General features: G+C 42.1%; 14 protein-coding genes. 6 read left to right on the top strand and 8 right to left on the bottom strand.

The window, feature by feature from the left end:
- Positions 1 to 37: 37 nt before the first annotated feature.
- Genes ABFY09_RS11330 through ABFY09_RS11360 form a run of 7 tightly spaced genes read right to left on the bottom strand, consistent with a single transcriptional unit; the run spans position 38 to position 5847 of the window.
- On the bottom strand, positions 38 to 1798 hold the full coding sequence (locus tag ABFY09_RS11330; protein ID WP_347984431.1) for a GNAT family N-acyltransferase: 1761 nt from the start codon (positions 1796 to 1798) through the stop codon (positions 38 to 40).
- Positions 1799 to 1827: 29 nt separating this feature from the next.
- Positions 1828 to 2283: a hypothetical protein gene (locus tag ABFY09_RS11335; protein WP_347984432.1), complete on the bottom strand. Its 456-nt coding sequence runs from the start codon at positions 2281 to 2283 to the stop codon at positions 1828 to 1830.
- A gap of 15 nt (positions 2284 to 2298) precedes the next feature.
- Positions 2299 to 2736 (bottom strand): YHS domain-containing (seleno)protein, encoded by a 438-nt coding sequence (locus ABFY09_RS11340; protein WP_347984433.1) that lies wholly within the window; start codon positions 2734 to 2736, stop codon positions 2299 to 2301.
- A gap of 12 nt (positions 2737 to 2748) precedes the next feature.
- A complete protein-coding gene (locus ABFY09_RS11345; RefSeq protein ID WP_347984434.1) occupies positions 2749 to 3504 on the bottom strand; it encodes an NRDE family protein in 756 nt (251 codons plus the stop codon).
- Between the two features lie 2 nt (positions 3505 to 3506).
- Positions 3507 to 4085, bottom strand: coding sequence for a DinB family protein (locus tag ABFY09_RS11350; protein ID WP_347984435.1), 579 nt, complete (start codon positions 4083 to 4085; stop codon positions 3507 to 3509).
- A 50-nt stretch (positions 4086 to 4135) separates the two neighbouring features.
- Entirely contained in the window at positions 4136 to 5269 is a 1134-nt protein-coding gene (locus tag ABFY09_RS11355; RefSeq protein WP_347984436.1) for a D-alanine--D-alanine ligase, read from the bottom strand.
- Positions 5266 to 5847, bottom strand: a complete 582-nt coding sequence (locus ABFY09_RS11360; RefSeq protein ID WP_347984437.1) for a DedA family protein — start codon at positions 5845 to 5847, stop codon at positions 5266 to 5268. The genes ABFY09_RS11355 and ABFY09_RS11360 overlap by 4 nt, the downstream gene beginning before the upstream one ends.
- A 546-nt stretch (positions 5848 to 6393) precedes the next feature.
- On the opposite strand from ABFY09_RS11360, the gene ABFY09_RS11365 reads away from it, so the two are divergent.
- Genes ABFY09_RS11365 through ABFY09_RS11390 form a run of 6 tightly spaced genes read left to right on the top strand, consistent with a single transcriptional unit; the run spans position 6394 to position 12186 of the window.
- Positions 6394 to 9192 (top strand): monovalent cation/H+ antiporter subunit A, encoded by a 2799-nt coding sequence (locus tag ABFY09_RS11365; protein WP_347984438.1) that lies wholly within the window; start codon positions 6394 to 6396, stop codon positions 9190 to 9192.
- Positions 9192 to 9557, top strand: a complete 366-nt coding sequence (locus ABFY09_RS11370) for a Na+/H+ antiporter subunit C (RefSeq protein WP_347984439.1) — start codon at positions 9192 to 9194, stop codon at positions 9555 to 9557. Before ABFY09_RS11365 ends, ABFY09_RS11370 begins: the two co-directional genes overlap by 1 nt.
- The gene (locus ABFY09_RS11375) at positions 9558 to 11069 is read left to right on the top strand and encodes a monovalent cation/H+ antiporter subunit D (RefSeq protein ID WP_347984440.1); all 1512 of its coding nucleotides are present in this window, start codon (positions 9558 to 9560) and stop codon (positions 11067 to 11069) included. It begins immediately after the preceding gene.
- The gene (locus ABFY09_RS11380; protein ID WP_347984441.1) at positions 11069 to 11551 is read left to right on the top strand and encodes a Na+/H+ antiporter subunit E; all 483 of its coding nucleotides are present in this window, start codon (positions 11069 to 11071) and stop codon (positions 11549 to 11551) included. Before ABFY09_RS11375 ends, ABFY09_RS11380 begins: the two co-directional genes overlap by 1 nt.
- Positions 11545 to 11814: a K+/H+ antiporter subunit F gene (locus tag ABFY09_RS11385; RefSeq protein WP_347984442.1), complete on the top strand. Its 270-nt coding sequence runs from the start codon at positions 11545 to 11547 to the stop codon at positions 11812 to 11814. The genes ABFY09_RS11380 and ABFY09_RS11385 overlap by 7 nt, the downstream gene beginning before the upstream one ends.
- Positions 11815 to 11823: 9 nt before the next feature.
- A complete protein-coding gene (locus tag ABFY09_RS11390; protein WP_347984443.1) occupies positions 11824 to 12186 on the top strand; it encodes a Na+/H+ antiporter subunit G in 363 nt (120 codons plus the stop codon).
- Between the two features lie 7 nt (positions 12187 to 12193).
- Here ABFY09_RS11390 and amt read toward each other — a convergent pair whose 3' ends face one another.
- Positions 12194 to 15223 (bottom strand): ammonium transporter, encoded by a 3030-nt coding sequence (gene amt, locus ABFY09_RS11395; protein WP_347984444.1) that lies wholly within the window; start codon positions 15221 to 15223, stop codon positions 12194 to 12196.
- Between the last annotated feature and the right edge of the window lie 86 nt (positions 15224 to 15309).

Here is a 15309-nt window from a genome sequence, read left to right on the forward strand (position 1 = left end):
AACAAAAGCATTACCTAGTTATTTTTAATGCCTATTCTTATCGTTCGTCTTGTTGATGCTTGTCTAAGTAGGTTTCCGCTTCGCCTCTTCCCATGTATTTACCAAGGGTTTTGAGCGGAACCCGACGTAAGTCCACCACGATCAAACCATCTAGCGTATCGTGGAAAGCGTGATCCACGTTGAAACTAACAAGCTTGCCATTCATTTTAAGATATTGTCGCAATAACACAGGTAAACCTTTGCCATTTTCCATACGAGCCAATATTTTGGATAGCAGCTCAACACTGGCCAAAGCAGACAATAAATTAGGTTGCCAAAACTCTGAAGTTCTCTTGCGCAGTGGCGTAGAAGCCGTCACCAATTGCGCTTTGGCTTGATCGTAATGATGTAACGACAACGCTTGCGCCATTAATTGTCGCGCATTCTCGCTGTAGTCATTACTGATGCTGACAGGGCCAAATAAATGCGTGTAATTAGGATGACGAGACACTAGCGTCGCAATCCCCTTCCACAACATAAGTAAAGAGTTTAAGTTCCTCTGATAGGCCTGTGCCACCACAGAGCGACCAACTTCAATACTCTTATCAAGCGTATTTAGAAATGTTTCGTCATACTGAAATAAGCTACGAGAATACAAACCATTTAAGCCGCGCTCTTTAATTAGCTGATCCACAAATCCTAAACGATAAGAACCGACGATTTGCCGGTCTTCTTTATGCCACACAAACAACTGCTGATAATATTCATCGTATTTATCAATATCACAGGCAAGTCCGCTGCCTTCACCGACACCACGAAAACTCACTTCTCGAATACGACCAATCTCTTTCATCAAATTAGGGATGTTTTTTGTGGGTGTGCAATAAACAGCAAAATCACCTTGCTCAAGCAACAAAGCGTCTTCTGGCAGTTGAGCCAATTCCTCTAATAACAGGTTCGTCTCAATAGGAGAAATGATAGGTAAATCATCGTTTTTCGGTGCTTCTTGCTCAGCTTCTTTGCGATCTGGACTCATCAAGTAAGTATTCAGCCTGAGATAATTCACCAGATCTTTTTCATCATTAAAACCTTTCAACTCAGAAAAAGGAATCGCATTTCCCACAGATAAATTAATGGTTTTCGATTGTTTATTAAGCAGCTCTTTACCAAGCAAAGCCGTACGCAGCAGAGGATGAACTCGCCCTGCTTGGTAAAACAATACACTGTTTTCTCCATCGATAAAAATAGGAACGGTGGTGGCTTGGCTACGGTTAACAAATTTAGCCACTGAATTACGCCACTCCACATCGACCAGAACTTTACTGCCTTTTGCATAAGTCGACACTTCACCAGCGGGAAATATCACCAAAAGACCGCCATCCGCTAGGTGTTTATTCGCTTCACGAATCGCAAGGCTGTTGGTTTTTTTCGCCTTCTCACCACCAAAGACATTCACCCCTATGAATAGATCACTAATCTCAGGAAGACGCTTCAACATTTCATTCGCCAACACTTTCACATCTTGGCGAACTTCTGCGAGCATATCGGCAACAATAACACCTTCGATCGCACCTAAAGGATGGTTTGCCACGACAACAACAGGCCCTTCTTTAGGAATATTATCGAGTGAACCTGCTGTAATATCGTATTCCACATCCAACGCTTTCAATGTGTAGTTCATGAATTCGAAGGTAGATTTTGTTTTAGGACGTTGTTGATAAAAGCCATCAAGCTTACTCAACCCCGTCATCCATTCCAAAAAGCGCTCACCCAACCCAAAAGGAGTCACTCTTGGTAAACGAAACGGACTGTTATTCATACTTTTTCTCTTACTAAAACGTTTTCTTATTATTTAAAAAATGTCGTGTACAAGCGGCTCAAAACACCAGATTCGCTTTTCAGATCTCGCAGCGATAAAAAAGCAGCAGATAACCAGACTAAACAAGCCATACCAAATAACAAGCCGCTGTCATAACCAATAATTTCACCTGCGCCATTAAATTCAGGCATCACAACGCCTAATGGTGTGAATAGATGAAAAATAATCGCACCAGACATGATGCCAACCGCCATCAAAGCGCCAAGACCATGCCAACGTGAAAACAATAATATAGTTGCAATCAATTCCGCTGAACCAATCACGTACGCACCATATTGTGCAAACAAGTCAAACCCAGACCACTCACCTAACGTACCAAAAATATACTCGGTCTCGTACGAGCCAGTAAATTTGAAAAACAAAGACTGAACAAAAACAAAACCGATAAAAACGGCAGGAAGATACTTACTTAGCTGAGATTTCATAGGAATTTCCTTTTGTTATTTTATTAAATTAGGCCAATTTTTATCAGCTTGTTGAATATGCAAAGCTCTGTCCGCATCCCACTTTTCTTTCACCGACTGGTTGTAGTTCAAATACAACTTACCCTCTACAATTGCCCACTGTTCTGGGTCAGATGAAGCAAAATCATTTTGAGCAGAGATAGCCCAAGCGCAATATCCACCAAATTGTGGAGCATATTTTTCTGGCTCCGCTTTAAATAGATTTAAATGCTCTTGTGACGAAAAATACCAATCCGCCCCCTGGTATTCTGCTTTATATTTGTTGCTTCCTTTCACTGGACGATTTTCAGTAAAGTAAGCAACGGTATCGTAGCCACTTACGGCTTTATTGCTTAAAAAACCAGTTGAAATTGCATCGGCTGCAAAGCTAAATTGGCTTACAACAAATAACAAAACTGAAAATACAATTTTCATATTTACACTCCTTTATAGGGCGACTTCTAACGCCTTTTTGTTAGGGAAACTGACAGTGTTTTTAGCAAGAGCTTCCTTGGTAAAATGACCACACAGAGCTCCAGACACATAAGACATACTTTGTGTTTTCTCAGATACAGAAATTCGCGTAAGACTGACTGTTTCGGCATCATCACGATGCATACAAACAGACAAGTGAGAATGTTCTGGATGATGATGTTGATGGAAAGCTAACAGATTTTCTTGAGTCGGCTCGCTGCCCACAATTTGGCCATAAATAGCGTAACGATAAGCCATCACCTCTTCCAACTTTACGCCAGAAGAAAACAACGGCGCTTCAATCGGCTCAATGACTTTATCGACACCATCCCATTTAATGGCGATTACTGACTGGCCTTGCTGACAAATACTGAGATCAAACGCCAACAAAATAAAAGGAGCGAATTGAGGCAAAGATAAGCGCTCAAATGCTATGCATACGTCTTTGATGCTCTTTTCTTTCGACAAAGTTTTGAGCAGCAAACCACGGCTAAACAACACATGCTCAGGCATTCGACCTTGATAATTATTCAATAAGCAAAGACTCAAACCTACTTCGTTTGTGCTAATCCAGCTCCCTTGCCCAACAGGGTCAATCGGCATCAGAATTTTCATGTCGTCCATATTTTGAACTCGTGGAGGCAAAGCGGCGGCGCGCGTCTTCTGCTCATCACGATTAAAGAAAATTTCATAGCCTGTGTTATTCACAAGCCAAGTAACAGAGCACATGATTATTGGCCTCTCATATAAGACAAAGTAGCCGGAGCTAAACCAAAGTCATCATTCACTTTAATGCCCAACAAACTGATGGTGACTTTCGTCATGGCAAAATGATGATTCGCGTGCAGTGCCACAAACGCTAGCTCACGCTCTAAAGTAGACTGCATTTGCTGAGACTGCTTGTGGGTTAAAGAAACTTCTGTTGATAATTTAACCGTCGCTTTTAGCTGCTTTTGTGAAACGCTTTCTAACCAATGAATTAAGTGCTCAATTTCAGATAAACCACGCTGACGTGAAGTTTCAACTGAGTGACCGCGACGTCTGTAATCATAATCAATCATTTCTGGGGCATTCTGACTCTGCCCATGCAAATGATAGGCGCTATAAACCGCATGAAATAAATCCAAGAGATGACGAAAGTGTTCTCCAATCGTACTAGTGACATGCGGTGGCGCAGACCATAAATATTGATCGTCCGTTAATACGCTCAAACATTCATGACCTTGCTCTAAGGCTTCGATGCAACCTTGTAGCACTGGCAGTTCCCGACCAACTGGCACGCCTTGATGATTCTTTGGTGTAGCAAACATACAATTCTCTTTCATTCGTTAATTCATTAATCCGATAGACTTATTCCTACTTAGTCGGTACTTGGATAATGTTCAGTTAAGCTTTTCTCTTCACGCCATGCGGCTAATAAAGTTTTAAAAGATGGCGGTTTGTGCCCTCGTTTCTTTTGCTTCGCGCCAATCGCGTATAAAAGTCGGTACTGAGTTAAGAGCATACTGAATATATTTTTCAGTGGCGTATTTCTGTCCCAAATATGTGCGGCTTCGCTGCTTGCGCCATTGAGCTCCAAAATGGTGAATTTCTCACCTTTCATAAAGTCGTGAAGGTTATCGAATTTAATATCCAAACGACCGTAGTGATAACCTTCCACATCATGAAGAATCGCATCTAGTTTGCGAGTTAACGCGTCAGTAATGTATTGATTACCATCTCGGAAGATGGAACCTCTGCTGTGACTGCCAGCAAAAGCAAGTTGAAATTCCTCGCCTTCTTCTGGAATCCAATCGAGCTTATCCGTGTGACGAGGTAAATATAGATGACTAAGTTGCCCAGCACGCGGACAACGCTCGATCAGCTGTTTCAATGTATGCTGGCCGTCGCCTACAACAGTAGGTGTATATTTCAGCGTGATCGAAATGATCTTTCCTTGAGCCTCACCAGGTTGGCGCACGTAAAACACCCCAGCTTCCGCTTGATAAGGCGCTTTTTCTTGCAACAGATATCGCGCGTTTTCAGGAAAATCAGCAATATACTGTTCAAGCTGACTTTGATTACGTAACAACTTAACGCCTACACCACGACAACCTAAATCTGGCTTAGCGACAATAGGAAAAGACAGATTAGCGGCTTGCATTGCAGCCAAAGCATGGGAAGCTTGATTCGAAACCTCTGCCTGTTTTTTAGTTTGCGTTATAAAAGGAGAAATCCAAGGAGACGCAATTGAACCTGCTAGATTCATAATATCTTGCTTGGATTCACCAACCATGCCGCTCAGTTTAATGCTTGGATTGGCAACCAAAGGCAATCGAAAATCACGGTAATACACACCTTGTAATAGGCTTTGCAATACCACTGGCGTATAGAAAAACCAGCTGGGAAAAAATTCATAGCGAGATACACTGTGCTCTTGATCTATTTCAAGAACGGGCATGCCAGCATTAATTTTATCTGATGGTATGAGGTGAATGTCCGGCGTCGAATTCATGATAGACCTTTAGTAAATGATTTATTAATTAGACGATTAACAATGAAAAAAACGGCAATCGCGATAGGAATCAATACCCATTGATATTGAGTCGTTTGCAACCAAACTTGACTGCCTAGGTAATAAATGACGTAGAAGATAGCCGCTGTCCAGATTGCCGTTGCTGAAACCACTGCACAGAAAAACACGAACAAAGGAATCGAAAAAAAGCCACTTAGAGTAAAGCCAACACTTCTTAAACCTGGAATGAATCGAATGATAAAAAGGTTTAAAAAAGCATTATGGTGGAAGCGAGAACGCAGCTTTTTAAAAGAGGGATTCGTCAAAGCCTTATAACGTAAAAAACGCACTTTACGTCCATAACGGCCCAAGCAATAAAGTAGAAAATCCCCTGTTGCAATGCCAACGAAGACAGCCAGAAGTGCCGTCGATGGCATAATGCTTCCTTGTGCCGCCAAAGTGCCAGCCGTCACAATCGCTAAATCTTCCAAAAAGTAAGACAGTAAGATAATGCCGAAAAACAATAGGGTATTTGAAGACTGTCCTTCAGCAAGAAATGCCTGTAACTCAGCGATCAAGATTCACTCCTTCATTCGAATAACGGTAATGCATACTCTTTTCATAGAGGAAAGGAGTCATAAGCAACGCTTTTAAGTATTAGATATATGAAGTTAGTCGTTACGAGAATCAAAAATATTACAAAAGAATTTTATTTTTTAATTTGAAGAAGATAATTCCCGAACATAAGCTTTAAAGAAACGAAGATTAAGGCAAATTACGTTTCTTTCCTTAATACGATCAGCGTAAGTTTTGTTGGAAAGGAAAGGCCGGTCTCTGTTTTCGAAGGACAATTCATTAAAGGCGCAAGTGAAGGAACTTTTTCTGCTACCCTCCTTCTAAAATAGTAATGTTTTTCCAAGCATTTATGATATTTTTTCCTATGTCTTTGGTTTTAGACTATTGATTCGGTTAGTAAAAGGCTATGCTTGTTTATTGTGAAATCCACATTGTTGTCAATTTAGTTGGTAGAAATCAGCACATATGAGACCGCCTGTTAGGACGATAACCATGCGCGCACCATCCTTTGATTGTGACTTATTCTTAATAGTAGAGGAGCTTTTTTCTTGAACTCTCTTATCTGGCTACCCTTTCTTCCATTATTAGGAACCTTAATTCCACTTATTTCAAACCGCCTCAGCCGTACTGAATGTACCTTTCTGACCGCGGTATTACCTGCATTAACACTAGTTCTGATATTGATGAACGCTGGAGACATTATTCAAGGGGAACGCTTCCAAGCGGCTATTCCATGGATTCCTTCCATTGGTTTGGAATTGGCATTTAGACTCGACGGATTAGCCTTGCTCTTCTCAATTCTTATTTTAGGCATTGGCTTACTAGTTATTTTGTACGCCCGATATTATTTGTCTGATAAAGATCCAATGGGAAAATTTTACGCTTATCTCATGCTGTTTATGTTTGCCATGTTAGGTGTGGTGCTGTCTGACAATCTGATTCAACTGTGGTTTTTCTGGGAACTGACCAGTATCAGCTCCTTCTTATTAATCAGTTTTTGGGGGCATAAAACAGAAGCACGAAAAGGCGCTAGAATGGCACTTACCGTAACCGGTGCCGGTGGTCTCGCGTTGCTTGCAGGTTTATTGATTCTAGGGAATACAGTTGGCAGTTTCAGTCTGCAAACCGTGCTAGACAGTGGCGACCTCATTAAAGCCAGTGCGAGTTATCCAGTCATTGTTGTCTTGGTTTTACTCGGTGCTTTTACAAAATCCGCTCAGTTCCCTTTCCATTTCTGGCTACCAAACGCGATGGCAGCACCAACGCCAGTAAGTGCCTATTTACACTCAGCCACTATGGTAAAAGCCGGCATCTTTTTGATGGCCCGTTTTTATCCTGCTCTCGCCGATACAGATTTGTGGTTCTTGATTGTCAGCTTGACTGGTCTTGCAACCTTCTTAATGGGTGCTTATATCGCGCTATTCCAACACGACTTAAAAGGCTTGTTGGCAAATTCCACCATCAGTCATTTAGGGCTGATTACCTTATTGTTAGGAATGGGAACAGATTTAGCGGCAGTGGCAGCTATTTTCCATATTATTAACCACGCCATATTTAAAGCTTCCCTGTTCATGGCTGCTGGTATTATCGACCATGAATCTGGCTCCCGTGATATGCGTCAGCTCAATGGCTTATGGAAATACATGCCTTATACGGCAACCTTGGCCATGGTGGCGTCCGCTTCGATGGCGGGTGTGCCTTTAATGAACGGCTTCTTATCAAAAGAAATGTTTTTTACTGAAACTCTGCATCAAGCGTCTCTTGGCTCTTTATCTTGGCTCATTCCTGTATTGGCAACCTTAGGTGGTGTTTTTGCGGTCGCTTATTCTATGCGTTTTATCCACGACGTATTCTTCAATGGTGAACCAATCAATTTACCGAAAACGCCTCATGAACCACCTCGCTACATGCGAGTTCCAGTCGAGATTCTTGTGGCTTTATGTTTGTTGGTTGGGGTTTTCCCTAGCTACATGGTTGGCGATCTATTGTACTCGGCAGCAAGTGCGACACTCAATACGACTCCGCCAAGTTACAGCTTGTCCATTTGGCATGGTTTTAACTTGCCACTATTGATGAGTATTATCGCCTTAATTGGTGGTTTGGTTATGTACCAGAATCGATCACATCTATTTAAGTTCCAAGCTCAATTTCCGAAAAGTGACCCTAAATTAGTCTTTGAAGGCGTTGTGCAATCATTAACATCTGCTGCTAGTCGCTTTATCAGCTTCACCGAAAACGGCTCTTTACAGCGCTATACCTTCTTCACTTTGCTGTTGGCCGTCATTATGACCGCCGCATCTTTAATAAAGTTAAACGCAACAGCAGGCCAACGTCCGGAAATCCCGGTTGATGCAGTGTCTATAACAGCTGCTGTATTACTTTCAATTTCCGCTTTAGCCACTGTGTTATGGCACAGGCGACGTGTTGTTGCTCTTATTACGTTGTCTGTCGTGGGGCTGATAGTCTCTTTAGCGTTTGCTCAATTCTCCGCTCCGGATTTAGCGCTGACTCAGCTTTCAGTAGAAGTCGTGACCGTTATCTTGTTGATTTTAGCCTTGTTCTTTTTGCCACAAAAAACACCTAAAGAATCCTCTCCACGTCGTGTTGTTCGCGACTTGAGCCTGGCCTCTTTAATCGGTGGCGTGGTGGGAACCATTTGCTATGCATTGATGACGCGTCCACTCGACACCATATCCACCTTCTTCACTGAAAACAGTAAAACAGGCGGTGGCGGCACCAACGTAGTCAATGTCATTTTAGTAGATTTCCGTGGCTTCGATACGTTAGGTGAAATTACCGTATTAGGCATCGCCGCGCTTGGTATTTATAAATTAATCGCGAGAATGCGCTTATTTATGCCGTCCAGTAACGACAGAGGATTGGCTTGGTCAGAAGACAAAAATCCTATTTTGCTTGCTGTTATCTCGCAGAGTTTGTTGCCTCTCGCCTTGCTTGTGTCAGCTTATATTTTCTTACGCGGGCACAACATGCCAGGCGGTGGCTTTATCGCTGGCTTAATCACTTCCGTTGCCATTATTCAACAATACGTGGGTCATGGTGTGGAATGGATTAAAACCCGCGTTAAGTTGGATTATCAGATCATGATCGGCTCAGGAATAGGCATTGCCACCCTTAGTGGTTTAGGAAGTTGGGGATTTGGTCACACCTTCTTGTCTTCTTGGTTCGATTACTTCTACTTACCTGTCATTGGCAAATTCGAGCTTGCTAGTGCAATGATATTTGATCTTGGAGTTTTCCTTACTGTAGTGGGTGCCACTATGTTGATTCTTGCTAATCTTGGTCAATTAACCACCAGCGAACGTCCTATACAAAAGGAGAATGATTAATGGAAGGTATATACGCTTTTTGCGTCGGCTTATTAACCGCCTGCGGTATTTTCTTAACTTTACGCGGACGCAGTTTTTCTGTGGTAATGGGCTTAACCTTATTATCCTATGCGGTAAATTTATTCTTGTTCGCAAGTGGGCGTCTCAAACTCAATGCTGCGGCAGTTTTAGGACAGTCGGAACAATACAGTGATCCACTTCCTCAAGCATTAGTTTTAACAGCAATTGTGATTGGTTTCGCGATGACAGCGTTTGCCGTCATATTAGCCATGCGAGCCCGTGCGGACTTAGGAAACGACCATGTGGACGGTGTGCTGCCTGCACAACCAGGTGATCCAACCTATAAATCAGGAGGGCATCACTAAATGCAGCATTTGAGCATTTTTCCGATTCTGATTCCCTTGTTGTTTGGCGCAATTATGTTGCTACCGCCAATTTCTCGTGACATCAGTTCACAACGTATCAGCTCTATTGTCGGTACATTGTTTTTACTTGCCTCTTCTGTCGCACTACTTTTTAAAGTAGATAACGAAGGGGTCCAACTTTATGCCTTAGGTGGCTGGCAAGCCCCATTCGGCATTGCACTCGTTGCCGACAGGATCTCCAGCTTATTGGTTTTACTAACCTCCTTTCTAGCCTTTGCTGTTATGTTGTATTCGATCTCTGGCAAAGACAAAGGTGGCGCTTATTTTCACCCATTATTTATGTTCCAAATCATGGGGATTAACGGCGCCTTCTTAACAGGAGATATATTCAACTTATTTGTTTTCTTCGAAGTACTGCTTATTGCGTCTTACGCTCTGCTTGTTCACGCCGGTGGCAAGCAAAAAACACAGGCCGCAATGCATTACGTCATTCTAAACCTTGTTGGCTCCAGCTTATTCCTATTCGGTTTAGGGATTTTATACGGCACACTTGGCACACTAAATATGGCTGACATGGCCATCAAAGTGAGTCAATTGGAAGGTGAAACTGCTACACTTGCCAAAACAGGAGCTCTGTTACTATTAGTCGTTTTTGGATTAAAAGCCGCTATGCTGCCTATGCATTTCTGGCTACCAAAGACCTACGCTAGCGCCAGCGCGCCAGTTGCCGCACTTTTTGCCATCATGACCAAAGTCGGCATTTACAGTATTTTTAGAGTATATACCGTCATTTTCGGTGAACATGCTGGGGAGTTAGCAAATGTCGCAACGCCTTGGTTATGGCCGCTGGCGTTACTTACGATTCTTATTGGCAGCATTGGCGTGTTTGCTAGTCCGAACATCCGTATCATGAGTGCAAATCTGGTGATTGTTTCCAGCGGCAGCTTACTTGCATGTGCAGCTATCAATTCTGAAGCAGCCACATCAGCAGCCTTGTATTACATGGTTCATAGTACGTTGGCTTCTGCCGGCTTATTTTTACTCGCTGATGTTATGGCAAGACAACGCGGTAAGGCAGAAGATCGCTTTGTTCACTCGCGTCCGTTTGTTCAGCCAAAACTGCTTGGGGTTGCATTTGCGTTTTCAGCGTTAGCATTAATCGGTATGCCTCCGTTGTCTGGTTTCGTTGGCAAGATCATGATTCTTCAAGCTACTCAATCAACAGCACAAACTATGTGGGTTTGGCCGTTAATCTTAGTCGGAAGCCTAGCTGCACTGGTGACTTTTTCAAGAGCAGGTACAACCTTATTTTGGCGTCATAATGGCTCCGCCTCTTCAGATGCAGAACCAGCTAAACCGACTGAAATAGCAGGTATTGGCTTATTGCTTCTAGCATCACCAACACTGGCTCTGTTTGGTGGTGAGATCAGTGAGTTTACACAACAAGCAGCTTATTACCTGCATGACATCCAGTCTTCTGCTTATGACTTATTACCAGGAGTAACCCGCTAATGTTATTTCCTATGCCTTTCCATAGCCTTTTACTTTTTACTGTTTGGCTATTACTCAATAACTCAGTCAGCGCAGGACATATCGTCTTAGCGACCTTTTTCGCTATTACTATTCCTTGGCTTGTCAGAGGAATGCGAGACGAGCACCCGAAGATACTCAAGCCTTGGCTAGCAGTCCGTTATGTTCTCATGGTGATGTGGGATATCGTGGTTGCTAACTTGGAAGTTGCCTTGTTAATTGTTGGACCTCTAAAACGACTCAAGCCCGGTTTTGTGGCGGTTCCAATAGAAATGAACTCTGATCTCGGTATTACTATTTTGGCCAGTACCGTATCGCTTACACCAGGAACAGTCAGCGCTGAAGTGTCAAAGGATAGAGCATGGCTTTATATTCATGCTCTTCATTTGGATAACGAAGCCGAATTGATTAAATCCATTAAGCAGCGCTATGAAAAGCCTATTAAGGAGATTTTCGGATGCTAAATTTGACCATAGCTATTGTTGCTTCTTTTATTTGTGTCGCTTTGATTTTGAATTTATGGCGGTTGCTGAAAGGCCCGACACTATCAGAAAGAATTTTAGCCTTGGATACCATGTACATTAATGCGATTGCACTTATATTGTTGTATGGCATTTACATGAGAAGCACCTTGTATTTTGAGGCGGCACTATTAATTGCCATGTTAGGCTTTGTGAGCACTGCTGCACTTTGTAAGTACTTACTCCGCGGCGACATCATAGAATAGGATATATTCATGCCCTTTTATCTCGAAATTATTATCTGTATTGCGTTGTTAATTGGCGGTGTGTTTTTGCTTGTCGGTTCTTATGGACTAGCTCGCCTCCCTGATATTTACATGAGACTTCATAGTCCAACCAAAGCCTCAACGCTAGGAATCACAGGCGTTTTGGTTGCTTCTATGGTATTCCAAAGCCATTTGAAGGGTGTTTTCTCTGTTCAAGAGTTACTGATTACGCTTTTTCTTCTCATCACAGCACCGGTTGCAGCAAATATGATTGCAAAAACCGCTTTGCATTATCGTACTAAGCCAATCGAAAAAACTAAAAACCAAGAACTTATGGAAACGATACGAGAGCGCGAAGAGCCAAAACCGTAAAGCTATTCTAAAGTAGTTTTACAACCTCATCACTTTTCATTGGTTTATGGTAAAAATACCCTTGGAATATCTCGCACCCCAGAGACTTTAATGTCTCTGCTTGCGATATTGTTTCGACGCCTTCAGCAATAACAATTAAACCTAGCCCATTTGCCAGACTAATAATAGTTTCACAGATTTTCACGTCTTCCGTATGCTTGTCACACTCTTCTATAAAAGATTGATCAATTTTTAAGGTGTTCAAAGGCAAACGTCTTAAGTAATTAAGAGACGAATAGCCTGTACCGAAATCATCTATAGATATTTTAATATCCAATGCCTTTAACTCTGTCATAACTTCAATACAGCGCTGAATATCTGTGAGCAAAACGCCCTCGGTAATCTCTATCTCCAGCATGCTTCCTGAAAGGTTATAGAAATCTAGTTTTTGTGAAATATAATCCACCACGCTTTCAGACACTAAATGACGTCCCGATAAATTGACAGCAATAGGCACAACATCAACACCTGTATCACACCATGCTTTTTGTTGCTTTAAGGCCGTATCAATAACCCACTCATCGACCTTGATAATTAAATTCGACTCTTCTGCGATAGGAATAAACTCTCCAGGGGAAATAAAGCCTTTTGAAGGGTGGTTCCAACGAACTAATGCTTCCAAGCCTAAGATGTTCTCTTTTTCCATTTGTACCTTGGGTTGAAACACCAAAGAGAACTGGTCAGAAGCGAGAGCGTCTTGTATCTCTTTATCAAAGCCAAACCTCTGAGTCACTAAACTCGCCATTTCTTGCGTAAATAGTTGGGCGTTATCACGACCTTTTTCCTTCGCGCAGTACATGGCAATATCTGCTTGCTGAATAAGTTTAGCCGCTTCTATTGTCTGCTCATAAGAACAGGCAATGCCGATACTCACTGGAACTGAACAATCTTGTCCACTTAATACAAAGCTTTTTCGCATAACATCTAAAATCTGGTTTGCTCGGCTCATTAAATGATTTGTGCTGACGTTGTCCGTCATCATAAAAATGAACTCATCACCACCCCAGCGGGCGACCACATCACTCTCATCAGCAACTTCAAATAAACGTCGAGCAACTTCACAGAGCAGCTCATCACCCGCTTTATGTCCTAATGTGTCGTTGATTAATTTGAACTTGTCTAAGTCTAAAAACAGAACGCCAACGGACTCTTTCTTCTTTTCTGATACAGCTAAAGCACGAACAAGAGAATCCATAAAATAAGTTCGATTGTACAAACTTGTTAGCGGATCACTGTACGCCAGAAACTTTAAACGTTCCTGTAGTTTCATGTCACGCGTCATATCTTTAATGTGAAGTGTGTACTCACTGTCACCATTAGCTTGTGTTTTTGTGATCGTAATTTCAGCTGGAAAATGATCGTTTGGAGCTCGCTGTAAACGAAATGGATTACGGCGATTCAAGATCAAACCAGTTGAAGTAGAGAAACCAGAATCGAGACTCTGAAAAATTTGCTTTCTATCTTCTTCAAGTACAAATAAACCAACAAAACTCTTTCCTTCCACCTGATTTTTTAAGCAGCCAAAAGTACGCTCAGCTGAGGGATTAAACTCCATAACAGAGCCAAAGCGGTTAATCGTAATGATGCAATCCATCGAAGAGTTCAGAATGGCAGATTTACGCATTTCACTTTCTTGAAAGCGCATTAATGCATCATCTCGTTGCGTGATTTCACTGCTCACGCGCTCAATAACCTGGTTATATTTACGAGCAATCTGACCTACTTCAGTAAAAGGCTCCTCTGGCACGGGGGTCGAAAAATCTGCATTGTTTTGCTGATATTGCATGGTGGTAAGCAAATCAAACAATTCCGTTGTGGCTTTATGTTCAGAAACATTAAGACCTTGCTCTTCTTGTTCTTTGGTTACTCTTAACGGCATAAAACGATTTATCAGCCATATAAATGCATAACCGACAATGAAGCAATACAAGCCAATCACAACAACACCAAAAGCCTGAATCCATAACTGATCCCAAAAGGTTAAACCATTAGCAATTTTGTCTTTTTGCCCAAATAAGGCCACACACAAGGTTCCCCATATACCAGCAAATAAATGTGTTGGCACAACATCAAGAGCATCATCCAAGTTCCATGCTTTCATTAGCAGATTACCAAAATACGCAACTAAACCAGACACGCCGCCAATAATCACAGAAGCACTAGGTGAAACAATATGACAAGCTGCGGTAATACCTACTAAGCCAGCAATCACACCACCAAGAACCGCACTAACATCAACATAACCATCACGGAAGTAATTGATGGAAACCGCTACGAGTCCTCCCCAAGCAGCAGAGATAAAAGTATTTAAAATAATCGTTGGCACATTATTCGTTAACGCCAGCGTACTTCCGCCATTAAAACCAAACCAGCCCAACCAAATTAATAAAACGCCAAGAGTCGATAAAGGAAGGTTATTTCCAGGAGGCAACCGGATCTTCTGTTCAAAGAAACCAATTCGAGGTCCAATAATCATAATGGACACTAATGCGATCCAGCCACCAACAGAATGCACTACGGTAGAGCCCGCGAAGTCGATAAAACCCTTAGCCTCTAACCAGCCTTGACCTCCTGTCGAAGAATAGACACCGGACCATGACCAATGCCCAACCACTGGATAAATCAATGTACTCAGCACTACTGTAATGGCTAAATACCCCATAAAAGTCATTCGTTCAGCCACAGCGCCCGAGGTTAATGTCGCAGCTGTGCCGCAGAACATCATTTGGAAAACAAAAAAGCTGATCTGCCAAGGGGTGTGTTGCTCGCTAAAAAAGAAATCGCTGAAGCCAAAGAACCCACCAATCGAATCACCAAACATAATTCCAAAGCCGAATAACCAAAACAAAATCGTCGATACAATGAAGTCTGATATATTTTTAGCTGCAACATTAATACTGTTTTTACTTCTTATTCGACCACTTTCCAAACATAAAAAGCCTGCTTGCATAATGAATACAAGCACAGAAGTAGTCAGCAACCAGTAAAGCTCAGACATATAATCCCTCATCAAAACCAAAATAACGCGTCAAGCTTAAAAGCGCCCAAATAGCATTTTAAAACAAAGATATAGAAGTAAAAAGC

Source organism: Marinomonas sp. 5E14-1 (genome assembly GCF_039939215.1).
Taxonomy (GTDB): Bacteria; Pseudomonadota; Gammaproteobacteria; order Pseudomonadales; family Marinomonadaceae; genus Marinomonas.

Excerpts from the sequence above, each read along its gene's own strand:
- ABFY09_RS11330 (WP_347984431.1), bottom strand. The coding sequence starts at position 1,798 with ATGAATAACAGTCCGTTTCGTTTACCAAGAGTGACTCCTTTTGGGTTG.
- ABFY09_RS11335 (WP_347984432.1), bottom strand. The coding sequence starts at position 2,283 with ATGAAATCTCAGCTAAGTAAGTATCTTCCTGCCGTTTTTATCGGTTTT.
- ABFY09_RS11340 (WP_347984433.1), bottom strand. The coding sequence starts at position 2,736 with ATGAAAATTGTATTTTCAGTTTTGTTATTTGTTGTAAGCCAATTTAGC.
- ABFY09_RS11345 (WP_347984434.1), bottom strand. The coding sequence starts at position 3,504 with ATGTGCTCTGTTACTTGGCTTGTGAATAACACAGGCTATGAAATTTTC.
- ABFY09_RS11350 (WP_347984435.1), bottom strand. The coding sequence starts at position 4,085 with ATGTTTGCTACACCAAAGAATCATCAAGGCGTGCCAGTTGGTCGGGAA.
- ABFY09_RS11355 (WP_347984436.1), bottom strand. The coding sequence starts at position 5,269 with ATGAATTCGACGCCGGACATTCACCTCATACCATCAGATAAAATTAAT.
- ABFY09_RS11370 (WP_347984439.1), top strand. The coding sequence starts at position 9,192 with ATGGAAGGTATATACGCTTTTTGCGTCGGCTTATTAACCGCCTGCGGT.
- ABFY09_RS11375 (WP_347984440.1), top strand. The coding sequence starts at position 9,558 with ATGCAGCATTTGAGCATTTTTCCGATTCTGATTCCCTTGTTGTTTGGC.
- ABFY09_RS11380 (WP_347984441.1), top strand. The coding sequence starts at position 11,069 with ATGTTATTTCCTATGCCTTTCCATAGCCTTTTACTTTTTACTGTTTGG.
- ABFY09_RS11385 (WP_347984442.1), top strand. The coding sequence starts at position 11,545 with ATGCTAAATTTGACCATAGCTATTGTTGCTTCTTTTATTTGTGTCGCT.
- ABFY09_RS11390 (WP_347984443.1), top strand. The coding sequence starts at position 11,824 with ATGCCCTTTTATCTCGAAATTATTATCTGTATTGCGTTGTTAATTGGC.
- amt (WP_347984444.1), bottom strand. The coding sequence starts at position 15,223 with ATGTCTGAGCTTTACTGGTTGCTGACTACTTCTGTGCTTGTATTCATT.